The sequence below is a fragment of the Acidovorax sp. ACV01 genome, from assembly GCF_014851495.1.
Taxonomy (GTDB): Bacteria; Pseudomonadota; Gammaproteobacteria; order Burkholderiales; family Burkholderiaceae_C; genus Acidovorax; species Acidovorax radicis.
Genome location: NZ_JACUZT010000001.1, coordinates 377,752 through 392,897 on the forward strand (window position 1 = coordinate 377,752; position 15,146 = coordinate 392,897).

The window sequence follows — 15,146 nt, forward strand, 5'->3', positions numbered from 1 at the left end:
GTGGCTCTGGAAGGAAGGCAAACTCCTTTTTCATGACCTTGCGCAACCTTCCGACTTTCCTCCATCGCCGCTCGCTGGCGGGTTTTTCCGTTGCGTGGTGCCTGGCCGCCAGCATGGTGCCCGCGCCAGCCTTTGCACAACAAAAGCCCATGAAAATCCGCCTGCACCTCGACGACGCCATTGCCACTGCCACGTTGGAAGATTCCGTGGTCGCCCGCGATTTCGCGGCCATGCTGCCGCTGTCGGTGACGCTGAAGGACTACGCAGCGATTGAACGCATCACCGACTTGCCGCGCAAGCTGCCCACCGCGCAGGCTTCCATGGGCATGACCCCCGTCACCGGTGACATTGCTTACTACGCGCCATGGGGCAACCTGGCGATCTATCTGAGTGGCACCGTTTACGACCGAGGCCTGGTGCGCCTCGGCAAGGTGGACAGCGGCCTGTCTGCCTTGCAGCGGCCTGCGCCATTCACTGTGCGCATCGAGCTTGCCGGCGATTGAACGGCCGCCCGACAGAAAGAAGCAAGCGGGCGGAACGCCAGCGCATTCCCGGTCACCGTCTTTGCCGCCCAGCGGCCTCAACGCCCGTTTTTCGTCATTTCTCCCATTCATTTCCCCCATTCACAGGACCATCGAACATGGACAACACCCTCAGCGCGTTGGGCGCATTCCGCGCATTGAACACAACACCCGGCACAGATCACCCCACTTCGGACCGTCGCGACTTTCTCATCCGGGCGGGTTTCGGAGCCGCCGCCTTGGGCGGGCTGTCTGCTGTGGGCGGCAGCGCCATGGCGGCGGGGCCGCAGCCAGCACCCGGCAAGGTCAGTGGCGCCGACAATTTCTACAAGAGCGACCGGGTGGTGGTGCGCAAGGTGACCTTCAAGAACCAGTACCGCATGGCGGTGGCCGGGAACCTGTTTGTGCCCAAGAACCTGGACCGCAGCAAGAAAAGCCCGGCCATTCTGGTGGGCCACCCCATGGGCGCGGTTAAGGAACAAAGCGCCAACCTGTATGCCACCAAGATGGCGGAGCAGGGCTTCATCGCACTGTCGCTGGACCTGCCTTTCTGGGGCGAGAGCGACGGCCAGCCGCGCAACGCCGTGGCGCCAGACATCTATGCCGAGGCTTTCAGCGCGGCGGTGGATTTTCTGGGCACGCAGGCAATGGTGGACCGCGAGCGCATCGGTGCCATTGGCGTGTGCGGCAGTGGCAGCTTTGTCGTCAGTGCCGCCAAGATTGACCCGCGCATGAAGGCCATCGCCACGGTCAGCATGTACGACATGGGCGCTGCCAACCGTGATGCGCTGAACCACTCGCAGACTGTGGAGCAGCGCAAGCAGATCATTGCCGCCGCTGCCGAGCAGCGCTACGTGGAATTCACCGGCGGGGCCATCCAGTACACCGGTGGCACGGTGCACGCGCTGACGGCAGACACACACCCCATTCAGCGGGAGTTCTATGACTTCTACCGCACCCCGCGTGGAGAGGTCACGCCCAAGGGCGGTTCACCCAAAACCACCACCCACCCCACGCTGACCAGCAACGTCAAGTTCATGAACTTCTACCCGTTCAATGACATCGAGACGATTTCTCCGCGCCCCATGCTCTTCATCACGGGCGACCAGGCGCATTCCAAGGAGTTCAGCGAAGACGCATTCAAGCGCGCAGCCGAGCCCAAGGAGCTGTACATCGTCCCCGGTGCGGGCCATGTGGATCTGTACGACCGCGTGACCCTGATTCCGTGGGACAAGCTGACGGCGTTCTTCGGCAAACACCTGGCGTAAACGGTGACGACTCAGGTTTGCGGCGCGCCACCATCGGGCGACGCCGGTGATGCACGTGGTGCGGCGGTGGACCCTGCGCGCTGGAGCGGCGTATTCGCGATGACGCTCTGCGTGTTTGCGCTGATCGCCTCGGAGTTCATGCCGGTCAGCCTGCTCACGCCGATGGCCGACGACCTGGGTGTCAGCGAAGGTTGGGCTGGGCAGGGCATTGCGGCATCCGGTGTCTTGGCGGTGCTCACCAGCCTGAGCATTGCGGCGCTCGCAGGCAGGATGGACCGCAAGACCCTGCTGCTGGGACTAACGGCGCTGATGTGCCTCTCCGGGGCGGTCATCGCGCTCGCACCAAATTACGCGGTGTACATGGTGGGGCGCGCGCTCATCGGGGTGGTGGTGGGCGGGTTCTGGTCTTTGTCGGCAGCCACGGCCATGCGGCTGGTGCCTGTCCAGCAGGTGCCACGGGCGCTGGCCATCTTCAATGGCGGCAACGCACTCGCCACGGTGGTGGCGGCGCCGCTGGGCAGCTATCTGGGGGCCGTGATCGGCTGGCGCGGGGCCTTCTTGTGCCTGGTGCCGGTGGCGGTGGTTGCCTTCGTCTGGCAGTGGGTGAGCCTGCCGCCAATGCCTGCAGGGCCGCAGCGTGCTGGGGGCTCTGGCGCTGTTTTGAAGCTGCTCCAGCGCCGGGTGATTGCGGTCGGCATGCTGGCCGTGGGCAGTTTCTTCCTGGGGCAGTTTGTGCTGTTTACCTACTTGCGGCCGTTTCTGGAAACCGTGACGCATGTAGGCGGTTTCACCCTGTCATTCGTGCTGTTGGTGATCGGGGTGGCGGGTTTTGTGGGCACCACGCTCGTCAGTGCGGTGCTGGCCAGAGGCTTCTACCGAACCCTTTTCACGGCACCCCTTCTGATGGCGCTCATCGCCGTTGCGCTGATCTGCCTGGGCGACCGGTTGACCGCTGTGACGGCATTGCTGGGCCTGTGGGGCCTGGTGGCCACCGCTGCGCCCGTAGGCTGGTGGACGTGGGTCGCCCGATCGATGCCGGAGGACGCCGAGGCCGGAGGTGGCCTCATGGTGGCGGTGGTTCAGCTGGCCATTGGCCTGGGCTCCACGGTGGGTGGTCTGCTGTTCGACAGCAGCGGCTACCAGAGCACCTTTGCCGTGAGCGCCGCCTTGTTGTTGCTGGCCGCTTTGCTGGTCTTCCTGACCTGGCGCACCAGCATGGCCGATGGCCGCGCCATCACAGGTGCTTGAAGAAAAACGTGGTGCCGCACAACGCGCCATCCGGCATCAACGCATAGCCTGGCACCACGCCCACGCGCTGCCAGCCTGCGCGTTCGTACAGGCGCTCGGCGTCGCCGCCGGTGACGGTGTCGAGCACCAGCACGGTTTTTCCCTCTGCGCGTGCTGCGTCGTCCACGGCGGCCATGAGCTGCTGGGCGATGCCCTGGCGGCGGGCCTTGCGGTGCACCAGCATCTTGGCCACGTCGGCGCGATGGGGCTGGTTGTCGGGCATCGCGGTGACGAGCTGCACGGTGCCCACAACGGCGCCTCGCGCGTCTTCGGCCACCAGCAGCACGCGCTCGTTGCGCGCCACGCCTTCGGCCACGCCGCGCCAGAAGGCCACAGCCTTGTCGCGCGGCAGGGGCTGCATGAAGCTGACCGACGCGCCACCCTGCACGCAGTCGATCAGCACGTCGGCCAGGGCTGGCACAGTGGCGGCAGCTTCGTTGGGGCCGAGGCGGCGCACGGTGGTGGATGCGTGGGGGGCATCCACGCAGGGCGATGAAAGGGCCAGCGGGGCGGTCATGGGGATTTTCTCCGTGTTGTGGTGTTGGAGGAGGGGGATGGTGGCGCGGGGGAGGCCACGCGCGGCGCAAAACCCTGCGGCGCGAGCGTGGCCAGGGCCACGAGGTAGCGCGCGACCTTGCGCGTGGGGTTGTGGAACACGATCGGCTGGCTCAGTTGCATGGCCAGGCAGTCGCCTGCCTCCAGCGGCCAGGTGGTGCCGCCCACGGTGAGGTCCATGCGGCCTTCGATGACCCAGACCTGCTGGTGGATGTTGGTGTCGTGCACCGCAGAGTCCAGGGCCACGCGCTGGCCGGGCGGAAACTCCACTTCCACCAGCTGCAGCGGCGAGCGCGCTGGCGGCGAGAGCTGGCGGCGCACATAGCCCGACGCCGGGTCTTGCCACAGCGGCTGGTCGGCCGCGCGGATGAACGGGGAGGGCGCCTGGCCACTGCGGGCACTGTCGTCAAAAAACGAGGCCAGGGCCACGCCGAGGCCGATGGCCAGCTTGTCCAGCACAGCCGCCGTGGGGCTGCTTTGTCCGCGTTCGATGAGCGAGATGTTGGAGCGGCTCACGCCGCTGCGTTCGGCCAGGGTGTCGAGCGAATAGCCCCGGGCGTCGCGCAGTTCGCGCAGCCTGCCGGCGATGCGGGTGTGGATGTCCATGAGGTCAGTTTAATGGAAATAAAATCCATAAAACTGGATATTGTCTGAAATGATGGCGCCACAGATGGGTGCACGGACCGGCCATGGCACAGGATTGGCGGGTAGATTGCTATTATTTATATAGCTAAAAATCCAATATGAATAAGCGCAAGGCCACTATTTTTCTTGGGATTTGATCGCGCCATGGCGAGTGGCGCAGGTCCTGGCGATGCTGATACTGTGTGTACTTTGCATTTCACGCACCTTCGACCGCCGGAGACAAAAACCATGACCCTGCCGTTTCATTCCCTGGATGTTGACCTGTTCGCCCGTGCCCAGACCTTGCTGGACGAGGAGTGGCTGGCGCGTGATCCGGACCTGGCCCCCGTGTTGCCCACTGTGCTGGCGCGCAATGTGGGGCAGGACTGGCACAAGGCGGGCACCTTCCGCCACCATCTGGTGGGTGTGGCGCGCTCGCTCACCGTGTGGCAGCAGCCGCGCGATGTGCGCCTGCTGGGGCTGTTGCACAGCGTGTACGGCAATGCGTTCGTGGATCTGGTGAAGTTCGACCCGGCCCAGGAGCGTGCCCGCGTGCGCGACCTGGTGGGTGAATCGGCCGAGCACCTGGTCTATGTGTTCTGCACCCAGTCGCGCACGCAGTTTGTGCAGCGGGTGCTGGCCCATGCGCTGGAGGCCGATGGCAGCATGGTGCTGCAAAAGGACGGCAAGGACCATGTGCTCACGCCGTACGAGGTAGCCACCTTCATCATCGTCAGCATGGCCGACACCATCGAGCAGTGGTTCAGCTGGCAGGACGACATCTTCTCGCGCTTCCCGGAGGTGCAGCATCGCAACCAGAAGGCCCACTGGGCGGCATCGCTCTGGCCCGGGCCCATGCGGCCATCGGGGCGCATGGTGCACCAGATCAACGGGCTGGCCAAGGCGCTGCAGCACCCGGGCCTGAAGGACCTGTTGCCCGTGCCACCGGTGTTTGGCCATTGCACGCAGCACCTGTCGGCCGCCAACGAGGCGGCGGCCGCCTCGCTGTACTGGTCGGTGATCCAGCAAGACCAGCCGCTGGTGGACCTGGACGTGGCCACCGGTGTGCTGGAAAGCGCTGTGCGCCACAACCCCTGGGTGGGCGAGCCGCAGATAGTGCTGGCCCAGCTGTATCTTTCGGCCGGCCGCCAGGACGACGCCAAGGCCGCCGCAGAGAGCGCGCTGCACCTGTTCAGCGCCTGGGGCAACTCGTGGGACAAACGCGTGCAATGGGACGCCTGGGTGGCCTGGACGCGCATCCTGCTGCAGGGCGCGACGGTGGAGGGCACCTGGCCGGAGCGGCTGGACAAGCTCAACAACGTTGCGCTGCGCGGCTGACTTGGAACATCCCCCTGAGTGGCTGCGCCACTTCCCCCTTCTCTCGAATCGCTGCGCGATTCGGGAAGGGGGACGCAGCCCTCGCTGCGGGGCGGCCCTTGCTCGGCTGCCCTCGCCGGGCGCGCGCCAGTCTCATGAGGTGGGGGGTGAGGTGCACGGGTTTTGTCTTCTTATTCGAATGAGTTTTAATGAAATAAAAACTTATTCGTTCCTGTTTTATCGGGAAAACCCTAGGATGCGAGCCATCTCTTTACGAAAGGTTTTTCCTGTGAACAACAACAAGCGCCTCCTCCTGCAATCTGCCCTGGCTTTGGCTGCTGCCGCCGCTTTCTCTACCGGCGCGATCGCCCAGGACAAGCCCCTCAAGATCGGCGTGACGGGCGGCCCGCACGCGCAGATCTTCGAGGTGGTCAAGAAGGTTGCCGAGAAGGACGGCCTCAAGATCCAGGTCATCGAGTTCAGCGACTATGTGCAGCCCAACGCTGCGCTCGCCGCTGGCGACCTGGACGCCAACAGCTACCAGCACAAGCCCTACCTGGACGCGCAGATTGCCGACCGGGGCTACAAGTTTGCGGCGGTGGGCTACACCGTCAACTTCCCTATCGGCCTGTATTCCAAGAAGGTCAAGAAGCTCGAAGACCTGAAGGAAGGCGCCAAGTTCGGCATCCCGAACGACCCCACCAATGGCGGCCGCGTGCTGCTGGTGCTGCAGGACAAGGGCCTGATCAAGCTGCGTGACGGCGCCGGCCTCAAGGCCACGCCGCTGGACGTGGTGGGCAACCCCAAGAAGATCAAGTTCGTCGAGCTCGATGCCGCTCAATTGCCCCGTTCGCTGGACGACCTGGACGCCTCGGCCATCAACACCAACTTTGCGCTGTCGGCAGGCCTGAACCCTGGCAAGGATGCCATTGCCCAGGAAAACGCCAAGAGCCCCTATGTCAACCTGATCGCCGTGCGCGATGCCGACAAGGACAAGCCCTGGGTCGCCAAGCTGGTGAAGGCCTACCACTCGGAAGAGGTGAAGAAGTTCATCCAGACTGAGTTCAAGGGTTCGGTGCTGCCGGGCTTCTGACCGTCTTTCCGGTGGCGCGCAGGGGCGCGCACCGTGGTCCTTCGCAGGTATGCCCTGCTGGCTTCCCCGCACCCCAACCTTCTCCCGCGAGGGAGAGGGGCTGGGAAGGCTGCTGGAGCTACAAAATATTCATTCAAATTGGCATTTGGCGCTTATTGGTTAAGCGCCAGGTGCTATTTTATTTGTAGCTATTGGCGGAGCCTAGTACCCCAGCAGTTCCGTGGGGAACTGGCGGGGCGTGGCCTGGGGCCACAATGAGGGTTAACGTTCGGTAACACACCCTCAGCCCTGCGACCCCTGCCCATGCCTCTCGCGGAACGAAACCTCACAGTGGCCTGGGCCGTCGCGGCGGCGCTGTTGTTCGCCGCATCGCTGTGGGTGCCGCACCAAAGCGTGCGGGTGTTTCTCGACAACGCGTCGTGGACGCTGGCCCTGTGTCTGTCGGCCTTTTGGGCCTCGCGCGGCCGCATGCAGGTGCCGCCGGCCGAGCGTTTGCTGCACACGGGTTTGTTCGTCGGCACCTTGCTCATGGCCACCGGGCAGATGGTGTGGAACCTGCAGGTGGCCCTGGACTGGAACCCGTTCCCTGCGCCAGCCGACCTGTTCTTTCTGGCCGTGGGCCCGGTGTGGGCGGCCACCGTGATCCGCGCCACGTTTGCGCGCCTGGCCAAGGACCGCACTTACCCGGCATCGCTCGATTTTGGGGGCGCCGTGCTGGCGCTGCTGGCCTTCACCCTGGTGATCTACCTTCCTACGGGTGAGATGCGTTCGCTGGCAGAGGGGACGGTGCTGGTGCTGTACCCCGCCACGTTTCTGACCGCTGCGGGTGTCGGGGCTCTGGCCATTCCCACGGTCGGGGTGCGCATCACACGCTCGCATCTGTTGGTGCTGCTGGGCATGCTGGGCTACGGCCTGAGCTGGATGCAGTGGAATCTGATGGTGATCCACGGCACGGTGCAGCCCGGGCTCTGGTTCAACGCCAGTTTCAGCCTGTCGGCGCTGGCCTTTGGCTGGGGCGCGCGCTGGCTGCGTTTTGAGGTGTCGGCAGACCAGGACTACCGGCGCCAGTGCGATCAGCTCATGAACTACGTGCCGCTGGTGTCGATGACGCTGGCGGCCATCACGCTGGTGTTGCTGTTCATCGCTCCCGACGGACGTGTCGGCGTGCAGGCGCTGATCCTGGGGTGCTGCCTGCTGGTGCTGCTGCTGGCGGCCCTGCGCCAGACCATCGTGGTGGGCCTGCTCAACCGCCTGCGCACGGCGGAGGCCGCGGTGCTGCGCAACGAAGAGCAGCTGTACCAGGTGGCGCACTTTGATGCCCTCACGGGCCTGCCCAATCGCCGCTATTTTGAAGATGCGCTGGAGCGTGCCGTGGCCGATGCGTCGCGCTACGCGCACGCGCCCGACCGGCGTGTGGCGCTGCTGCTGATCGACCTGGACCACTTCAAGAGCGTCAACGAAACCTACGGCCACCGCGTGGGCGATGCGTTGCTGAGCGAGGTGGCACAGCGCATCACCCAGCTGCTGGCGGGGCAGGGGCTGGTGTCGCGGCTGGCCAATGACCAGTTCACCGTGATGCTGCTGCGGCCCGCGTCGCGCACGGTGCTGGCGCAGCGGGCAGCTTCGCTGGTCGAGGGGCTGTCGCGGCCCTGGGAGCTGTCGGAGGTGGGCGCGCAATACATGGGCGCCAGCATCGGCATCAGCCTGTTCCCGGACGACGCCAGCAACAGCGCCGAGCTGGTGCGGCACGCGCATTCGGCACTGCATGCCACCAAAAGCGCCGGGCGCGGTTCGTACCGCTTCTACATTGAAGAGTTCACGCAGATCACGCGGGGCCGGCTGGAGCTGCGCCGCCGCCTGCACAGTGCGCTGCAGGGCGGTGAGTTCACGCTGGTGTACCAGCCGCAGCTCAACCAGCAGCGCCAGACCGTGGGCGCCGAGGCGCTGCTGCGCTGGTCGGTGGATGGCAAGGCGGTGTCGCCCGACGAATTCATCCCGCTGGCCGAAGAAAGCGGGCTCATCGTGCCGATTGGCCTGTGGGTGTTCGAGACCGCCTGCCGCCAGGTGGCGCAGTGGCGGGCCGAAGGCTGGCAGGTGCCGGTGGTGTCGGTCAACGTCTCCACCATCCAGCTGCGCGAGCCCGGGTTCACCCAGACCCTGCTGGGCGTGACGCAGCGGGCAGGGGTGAGCCCCGCCGTTCTGGTGTTGGAGATCACCGAGTCGCAGCTGCTGGACGAGTCGTTGTATGCCATTGCGCTCGACCTGAAGAACGCAGGGTTTGCGCTGTCGATCGACGACTTTGGCACCGGGCACTCGTCGCTCATCAAGCTCAAGCGGCTGCCCGTGGGCGAGCTGAAAATCGACAAGGTCTTTGTGCGAGACATCGTGGTGGACGTGAACGACCGCGAGATCTGCGCCACTATCAACGCGCTGGCCCGCACCCTGGGCCTGGAGGTGGTGGCCGAAGGGGTGGAAACCGAGGAACAGCTCCAGCTCTTGATCAAGATGGGCTGCGAGCGTTTTCAGGGCTGGCTGTTTGCCCCGGCCCTGGCGCCGGAGCAACTGGCCCGGCACTGGCTGCAGCGGCAGGTGCCGTCGGCGGTCCATTGAAAGCGCCGAAGCGCAGAAGCGCCGGAGATTCAAAAATGATAGCTGATAGCGCTTTATTTATAAGCGCCAGAGGCCATTTTATTGGTGAAAATGAAAAAACCCGGCGCAAGGCCGGGTTCTGGGGGCGCCGCAGGGCTGGCGCCCTGTGGCGGTGGGGCTGTGACTACGCAGCCTGCGACACGCGGGCCTGGTTGGCGGCCACGCTGGTGTTGCTGGTGATCGCCTGCTCGGCCAAAGCCAGGGCGGCGGCCTTGGCGTCCGGGCCCATGCCCACCCCTTCGGCGCGCACAAAACGCACGTCGGTGATGCCGAAGAAACCAAACACCACCTTCAGATAGCTCTCTTGGTGCTCCATGGCTTGGCCGCCTTCGCTGGTCGAATACACGCCGCCACGGCTGGACGCCACGATCACGGTCTTGCCACCGGCCAGGCCCACTGGGCCCTTGTCGGTGTACTTGAAGGTGCGGCCGGTTTGGGCGATGCGGTCGATCCAGGCCTTGAGCTGGCTGGGCACCGAGAAGTTGTACAGCGGTGCGCCAATCACGATCACGTCGGCCGCCAGGAACTGGCTCACCAGCGCCTCAGACAATGCGTTTTCACGGCGCTCCACATCCGTGGCGGCGGCCTGGCCCGTGCGGAAGCCGAGCGATTCCACCGACAGGTGGGAGGGGGCCTGCGTGGCCAGGTCCAGGTAGTCCACCGTGGTGCCGGGGTGGGCGGCTTGCCAGGCGGCCACGGTGCGGGCGGTCAGTTGGCGGGACACGGATTGTTCACCGGTGATGGCAGAGTCAATGTGAAGCAGTTGCATGGAAAACTCCTGGGAGGTCTGTGGGTGGAGCCACAGCGTGTGGCCATGGGATGAATTGTGGTTGTTCGTTCTTCTGTTGATAAGGTGGGGAACTTGCGATAGATTGTTCTATCCATAGGACGATGACTGCGATGCAAGATCTCAACGACATGCTGTATTTCGCCGAAGTGGTGGAGCGGGGCGGTTTTGCCGCTGCGGGCCGAGCCCTGGGCATTCCCAAGTCGCGCCTGTCCCGGCGCGTGTCGGACCTGGAGACACAACTGGGCGTGCGCCTTCTGCAGCGCACCACCCGCAAGCTCTCGTTGACCGAGGTGGGCGAGGCGTACTTGCGCCACTGTCAGGCCATGCGCGAATCGGCCCAGGCCGCCGCCGACACGGTGGCCCAGGTGCAGACCACCCCACGCGGCACCATCCGCGTGAGCTGTCCCGTGACGCTGGCGCAGACCGTGCTGGCCGAGCTGATGCCGCAGTTTCTGGCCAACTACCCGGAGGTGCGCATCGACATGCTGGTGAGCAACCGCGCGGTGAATCTGGTGGAAGAGGGCATTGATGTGGCGCTGCGCGTGCGCCCGTCGGTGGACGACAGCGGCAGCATGGTCGTCAAGCGCCTGGACCACACCACGCAGATCCTGGTGGCCAGCCCCGAGCTGCTGATCCGCCAGGGCACCCCCAAGACGCTGGACGATCTTGCCAAGCTCGACAGCATTGCCATGTCTGCACCCGAGGGCCGGTCCATCTGGAACCTCATCGGTCCTGGCGGCGTGCACCAGATGGTGCAGCACACCCCGCGTTATGTGGCCGATGACCTGCTCACGCTCAAGTACGCCGCTGTGGCGGGCACGGGGGTGTGCTGGATGCCCGACTACATGTGCCAGGAAGAAATGCGCGAGCGCAAGCTGGTGCGTGTGCTGCCCGACTGGGCGCCCGCACCCGCCATCGTGCACGCGGTGTTTCCGTCGCGCCGGGGGCTGTCGCCTGCGGTGCGGCGTTTTCTGGACTACCTGGGCGAGGCCATGCCCGGGCGCAGCAGCTTGAGCACCCGCCAGGCCTTGCAGGGGGTGGACGGGGCGGATATCTGAGGCTGGGCGAAAGCGCGCCCCGACCGGACTGGCATCCGCGCCGAATCCGCCGACTGCGGCAAAGACCGTATGCCGCCACGGGCTGCGTCGGCACACCGCTTTTTGGCGCCACAATGCAACGAATTGCAACTGTGCGGGCAGCTCCTGTGTTTACCGCACCGGGGCCGTCCGGGATTCCTTGTGACCGCTCCACACCCCATCGATCAAGATATCCGGCAAGCCCGCGTGCACCCTGCGGTGCGGACCATCGTGGTTCCGCCATGCCCCGAGTCGCTGCTGCGCCTGCAGCAGATCATGGCCGCGCCCGAGCTGGACTCTGCCTCCCTGGATCAACTGGCGTCCTCGGACGTGGCCCTGGCCGCTGCCGTGATGCGGCTGGCCAACAGCCCGCTGTATGGCCTGGCCCAGCCGGTGCAGACCGTGGGCATGGCGCTCACGGTGCTGGGGCTCCAGCCTGCGGTGGAGCTGCTGTCGGCCTTCATCACGCGCAATGCCCTGCAGGTGCGGTCCCCGCTGCTGGAGCATTTCTGGGAAAGCTCGCAGCGCCGCGCCATTGCGTGCGAGCACATCGGCCACCAGCTGTACAGCTTTGACCCGGGCCTGGGCTACAGCTTCGGGCTGTTCTGCCATGTGGGAATGCCTGTGCTGGTGAAGGCCGTGCGGGGCTATGCCAGCACCGTGACCGAGGCCCTGGCCCGCAAGGACCGCACCTTCACCCAGACCGAAAACGCCAGCCACCGCACCGACCACGCCGTGATGGGCGCCATCGTGGCCCGCACCTGGCACCTGCCGGGGGATGTGGCGCAGGCCATCTGGCTGCACCACGACTTTGCGTGCCTGGGCGATGAGCGCTTCAACCCCACGGTGCGGCACCTTGTGGCGCTGGGCCTGCTGGCCGAGTACCTGGTGAACCACCACGACAACCTGGCCCCCACGCGCGAATGGCTGCAGCACGGCCAGGCCTGCATGCAGCATCTGCACGTGACGCAGGATGAGCTGGACCACTGGATCGACGCACTGCACCCGGCCTTTGAGGCCGTGCGGTTCTGAGAACGTAGACACGTTCTGACACTGGACACCGCCTGAGCTGGCGGCTCCGCGACTAGCGTTGTTCAGCGTCGATCAGGTCCGCAATGCGCGTATGTCCCCGTTGCCGGGCTTGCTGCGCCGCGTTCAGTCCTTCACGGTCCACCAGGGTTCGGTTGGCTCCCAGCGCCAGGAGTTTCTGGACGGTGGTGGTCTGGCCGTGGGTGGCCGCAAGCATCAGTGCCGTCCTGCCACCACTGTCGCGGGCGTCGATGGGCGCGCCCTGGCGAACGAGGCTTTCCACCTGGAGAGGGTCGCCTGTACGGGCGGCTTCCCACAACTGCTGCAACAACAAGACGCTGGAACCCACATCGGCGCTGGGTGTGGTGGCCGCGAGTTTGCCGCTCGCAGCGTTGCCCCCTTGTGGGCTGCGGGCAGCCGGAGCGGCGGCAGGTGCCGCAGCGGATGGCATGGCCTGGGGCTGTGGCACCACTTCCCTAGAAGCGGCACCATCTTGCACCGCGGAGCGCTCGCGCATTTCAGCGCGGGGGGCTGGCGCAGCGGAGGGCGCGGGTGGCGGTGCTGGACGGGGCGTCATGGCCTTTTCGGCGGTAATGGGCGGCGATGCGGGAAAGCCTGAAACGGCCCCGGCTGCGCTGCGGCCCGATGAGGACTCGGCTTCGGGGGCTGCGGTTGCCGATGCTGGTGAAGGTGCCGGTGCAGTCTTGGCCAGCGGCCTGGCATGGCCTGGCGCCGGTGCCGCAGGTTTTTGTGCCGTGGACATGGCCGGTGGGATCGCCGTGTCGCGGGCACGGGCTGGCAAAGCTGCAGCGGCCGATGGCGCCGCGGCTGCCGCCGAGCTTGTTTCTGCGGCCGGTGCGGTAGACGGTGCTGGCGTGGGGGCCGGCAAAGCGGCAGGGGCTGGCGCCTCAGCCCGGCGGCGGCCGTAGGCGGTTTCTTGTTCTTCGGGCGTCCCGCGCTCGAATTGCAACATCAGCAAGCCGGCCAGCCCCACCACGGCCACGGTAGCCAGGGCCGAGATCTTCCAGCGTGACTGGTTGGCAGCAGTACGGCTTGGGGCTGCTGCCGTGGGCGATGGGGCCATGGCAGCTGCTGCCGCCAGCATCTGCGCATGCGCTCGCACTGCCTCGCGCACCTGCGCGCCGGGGCGGGCATCTTCCTGTGCGCTGGCTTCGCGGTATCGCCGGACCAGGTCGTCGTCTGGCGCGCTCATGATGCAAACTCCTTGAGATGCTGGCGAAGGCTGGCCCGCGCATAACGCAGGCGGCTCTTGGCGGTTTCAAAATTCACACCGGTAGCCTGTGCAATCTCCTGCACGCTGAGGTCACCTTCGGCCTGCAGCAGAAAGGCCTCCCGCTGCTCAAGGGGCAGTTGTTCCACGGCGGCGATCAGCGCTGCCGCCTGCTCACGCGACTGCAACTGCCGTACCGGCCCGAACCCGGAGTCGGCCACCAGCGTGTCGGCCAGGCTGCGCGCGTCCTCGTCGCTCGCGTCCAGGCTGGCGTGGTGTTTGGCGGTGCGCAGATGGTCCACCAGCCGGTTGTGCGCCAGCGTGAACAGCCAGGTGCGAAATTTCGCCTTGACCTCGTAGCCGCTGGCGTGGCGCGCCACGGAAAACCAGACATCCTGCAGCAGGTCGTCGGCCACGGCCTGGACCTTGACGCTGCGAAACACAAACCGCCATACCGCCAGTTCGTGCCGGCCGTACAGCGTGTCGAATGCGCCCATGTCTCCCCCGGCATAACGCAGCATGAGCGTCTCGTCGGGTTCGTCCGTGTGGGCGGGGGAAGGGGCTGTTGGCACCGGCGCATTATGCGAGGCCCTCATGCACCGGCGGGCCTCTGCAGAGCGGAAGCCCTCAAGGCCTACCTCGGGTCAGGAACATACGACAGGTTGTCCGACTGCGGAAATGCGCGGGGCACATGCGGCCGCGCCAATGGCTCGCGGATCACGCCGCTGGCGACCAGGTTTTCGCGGCTGTCATACCGGATGCTGATCACCTCGTTGGGCTGGTCCTGCAGGCGCGTGAAGGTGGTGTGCGAGACGACCGAGGTCTCGCGCTGGCCGTGGGCCGTACCCAGCTTCGCAGACGGCATGGGCGCCGCCCTGGCCACACTGTCCGCAGCCATCGACCGTGCGGAGGATTCGGCTTCCGAGGAGGGGGCGGGTGCTGCAGCGGCGGGCGCTGCCGATGGCAAGGGCTGGTGGGGGGCAGGCTCCTCGCGCAAGCGCCCCAGGCTATTGCCGTTTCCACCGCTGTTTTCACGGCGCTGGCTTTGGCTGTAGGGCTCGGGGGTGACGGCGGGCGAAGGCACCGGCGGCTGTTCGCGGAACAACGCCACGCCGATCACGCCCACGTGGGCCGGGCGGCCCGTGCGGCTGGCGTAGGAGTTGGCAATGCTGGAGAACTCGAAGGCGGCGACCTGGCTGTCGCTCTTGCGCCAGCCGGTGATCTGGTAGCGCTCGTAGGGCGAGAACACATAACCACGCTGGTCCCAGGCGGCGGTTTCACCGCTGAGCACATTGACGCCATCCACCGAAGGCACGGCCAGCACCCGTTCACCCGAGCGGTTGCGTACGGTGATGGCGTAGCGCGCGCCGGGGCGCCCAGCCACCCAGTATTCGCCCTTGGCGTAATGCACCGGCAGGGTGGCCCCGGTATCGCGGTCCACGATGGTGACATCGGCCAGGCGGCCAATGGCCTGGGCAGGCAGGCTGGCCAGTGCCAGCAAGGCGGCCAATGCAGTGACTGCGGGAAGGGTGAATGAACCGGGTTTCATGGCAGCTCCATCAAAGTGTTGTTGGTGCTGAGTGAAACGAACGGGGCGGGTGAATGGGGTTGAAGCGCAGCAAAAATAATGGAAATATTTTTGGAGATATCTAGAGACCCATTTCTGCAACGGGTTGCAGGGCCGACTCGGCCTGCCGGGACCGCCG

The 15,146-nt window shown here is 65.8% G+C and carries 14 protein-coding genes; 8 read left to right on the plus strand and 6 right to left on the minus strand.

What is annotated here, in order from left to right; genetic code table 11:
• Positions 1 to 32: 32 nt before the first annotated feature.
• The 3 genes from IB243_RS01800 (at position 33) to IB243_RS01810 (ending at position 3,037) form a co-directional block, all read left to right on the plus strand.
• The gene (locus tag IB243_RS01800; protein ID WP_192424584.1) at positions 33 to 503 is read left to right on the plus strand and encodes a cyclophilin-like fold protein; all 471 of its coding nucleotides are present in this window, start codon (positions 33 to 35) and stop codon (positions 501 to 503) included.
• A gap of 290 nt (positions 504 to 793) precedes the next feature.
• Positions 794 to 1,789 (plus strand): alpha/beta hydrolase, encoded by a 996-nt coding sequence (locus tag IB243_RS01805; RefSeq protein ID WP_081474599.1) that lies wholly within the window; start codon positions 794 to 796, stop codon positions 1,787 to 1,789.
• A gap of 3 nt (positions 1,790 to 1,792) precedes the next feature.
• Entirely contained in the window at positions 1,793 to 3,037 is a 1,245-nt protein-coding gene (locus IB243_RS01810) for an MFS transporter (RefSeq protein ID WP_370540293.1), read from the plus strand.
• Here IB243_RS01810 and IB243_RS01815 read toward each other — a convergent pair.
• Both IB243_RS01815 and IB243_RS01820 read right to left on the minus strand, forming a co-directional pair.
• Positions 3,024 to 3,593 carry a GNAT family N-acetyltransferase gene (locus IB243_RS01815; RefSeq protein ID WP_192424588.1) on the minus strand — a complete coding sequence of 190 codons (570 nt, stop codon included), beginning with the start codon at positions 3,591 to 3,593 and terminating at the stop codon, positions 3,024 to 3,026. The genes IB243_RS01810 and IB243_RS01815 overlap by 14 nt on opposite strands.
• The gene (locus IB243_RS01820; RefSeq protein WP_192424590.1) at positions 3,590 to 4,237 is read right to left on the minus strand and encodes a helix-turn-helix domain-containing protein; all 648 of its coding nucleotides are present in this window, start codon (positions 4,235 to 4,237) and stop codon (positions 3,590 to 3,592) included. Before IB243_RS01820 ends, IB243_RS01815 begins: the two co-directional genes overlap by 4 nt.
• A gap of 267 nt (positions 4,238 to 4,504) precedes the next feature.
• On the opposite strand from IB243_RS01820, the gene IB243_RS01825 reads away from it, so the two are divergent.
• The 3 genes from IB243_RS01825 to IB243_RS01835 all read left to right on the plus strand — a co-directional run bounded on the left by IB243_RS01825 (position 4,505) and on the right by IB243_RS01835 (position 9,275).
• On the plus strand, positions 4,505 to 5,593 hold the full coding sequence (locus IB243_RS01825) for a DUF6817 domain-containing protein (protein WP_192424592.1): 1,089 nt from the start codon (positions 4,505 to 4,507) through the stop codon (positions 5,591 to 5,593).
• A 235-nt stretch (positions 5,594 to 5,828) separates the two neighbouring features.
• Positions 5,829 to 6,665 (plus strand): MetQ/NlpA family ABC transporter substrate-binding protein, encoded by an 837-nt coding sequence (locus tag IB243_RS01830; RefSeq protein WP_192424594.1) that lies wholly within the window; start codon positions 5,829 to 5,831, stop codon positions 6,663 to 6,665.
• A gap of 303 nt (positions 6,666 to 6,968) precedes the next feature.
• The gene (locus tag IB243_RS01835; protein WP_225584664.1) at positions 6,969 to 9,275 is read left to right on the plus strand and encodes a bifunctional diguanylate cyclase/phosphodiesterase; all 2,307 of its coding nucleotides are present in this window, start codon (positions 6,969 to 6,971) and stop codon (positions 9,273 to 9,275) included.
• Between the two features lie 163 nt (positions 9,276 to 9,438).
• On the opposite strand, the gene IB243_RS01840 is transcribed toward IB243_RS01835, so the two are convergent.
• On the minus strand, positions 9,439 to 10,083 hold the full coding sequence (locus IB243_RS01840) for an FMN-dependent NADH-azoreductase (RefSeq protein ID WP_010461496.1): 645 nt from the start codon (positions 10,081 to 10,083) through the stop codon (positions 9,439 to 9,441).
• Positions 10,084 to 10,214: 131 nt separating this feature from the next.
• Between IB243_RS01840 and IB243_RS01845 the strand changes: the two genes are divergently transcribed.
• The gene (locus IB243_RS01845; RefSeq protein ID WP_010461497.1) at positions 10,215 to 11,162 is read left to right on the plus strand and encodes a LysR family transcriptional regulator; all 948 of its coding nucleotides are present in this window, start codon (positions 10,215 to 10,217) and stop codon (positions 11,160 to 11,162) included.
• A 180-nt stretch (positions 11,163 to 11,342) separates the two neighbouring features.
• Positions 11,343 to 12,212: an HDOD domain-containing protein gene (locus tag IB243_RS01850; RefSeq protein ID WP_192424596.1), complete on the plus strand. Its 870-nt coding sequence runs from the start codon at positions 11,343 to 11,345 to the stop codon at positions 12,210 to 12,212.
• A 52-nt stretch (positions 12,213 to 12,264) separates the two neighbouring features.
• Here the strand turns inward: IB243_RS01850 and IB243_RS01855 are convergent, their stop codons facing one another.
• The 3 genes from IB243_RS01855 to IB243_RS01865 are packed head-to-tail and all read right to left on the minus strand — an operon-like array spanning position 12,265 to position 14,989.
• Positions 12,265 to 13,422: an ankyrin repeat domain-containing protein gene (locus tag IB243_RS01855; protein WP_192424598.1), complete on the minus strand. Its 1,158-nt coding sequence runs from the start codon at positions 13,420 to 13,422 to the stop codon at positions 12,265 to 12,267.
• On the minus strand, positions 13,419 to 14,036 hold the full coding sequence (locus IB243_RS01860) for a sigma-70 family RNA polymerase sigma factor (RefSeq protein WP_192424600.1): 618 nt from the start codon (positions 14,034 to 14,036) through the stop codon (positions 13,419 to 13,421). Before IB243_RS01860 ends, IB243_RS01855 begins: the two co-directional genes overlap by 4 nt.
• Before the next feature lie 38 nt (positions 14,037 to 14,074).
• A complete protein-coding gene (locus IB243_RS01865; RefSeq protein ID WP_192424602.1) occupies positions 14,075 to 14,989 on the minus strand; it encodes a hypothetical protein in 915 nt (304 codons plus the stop codon).
• Positions 14,990 to 15,146: the final 157 nt, after the last annotated feature.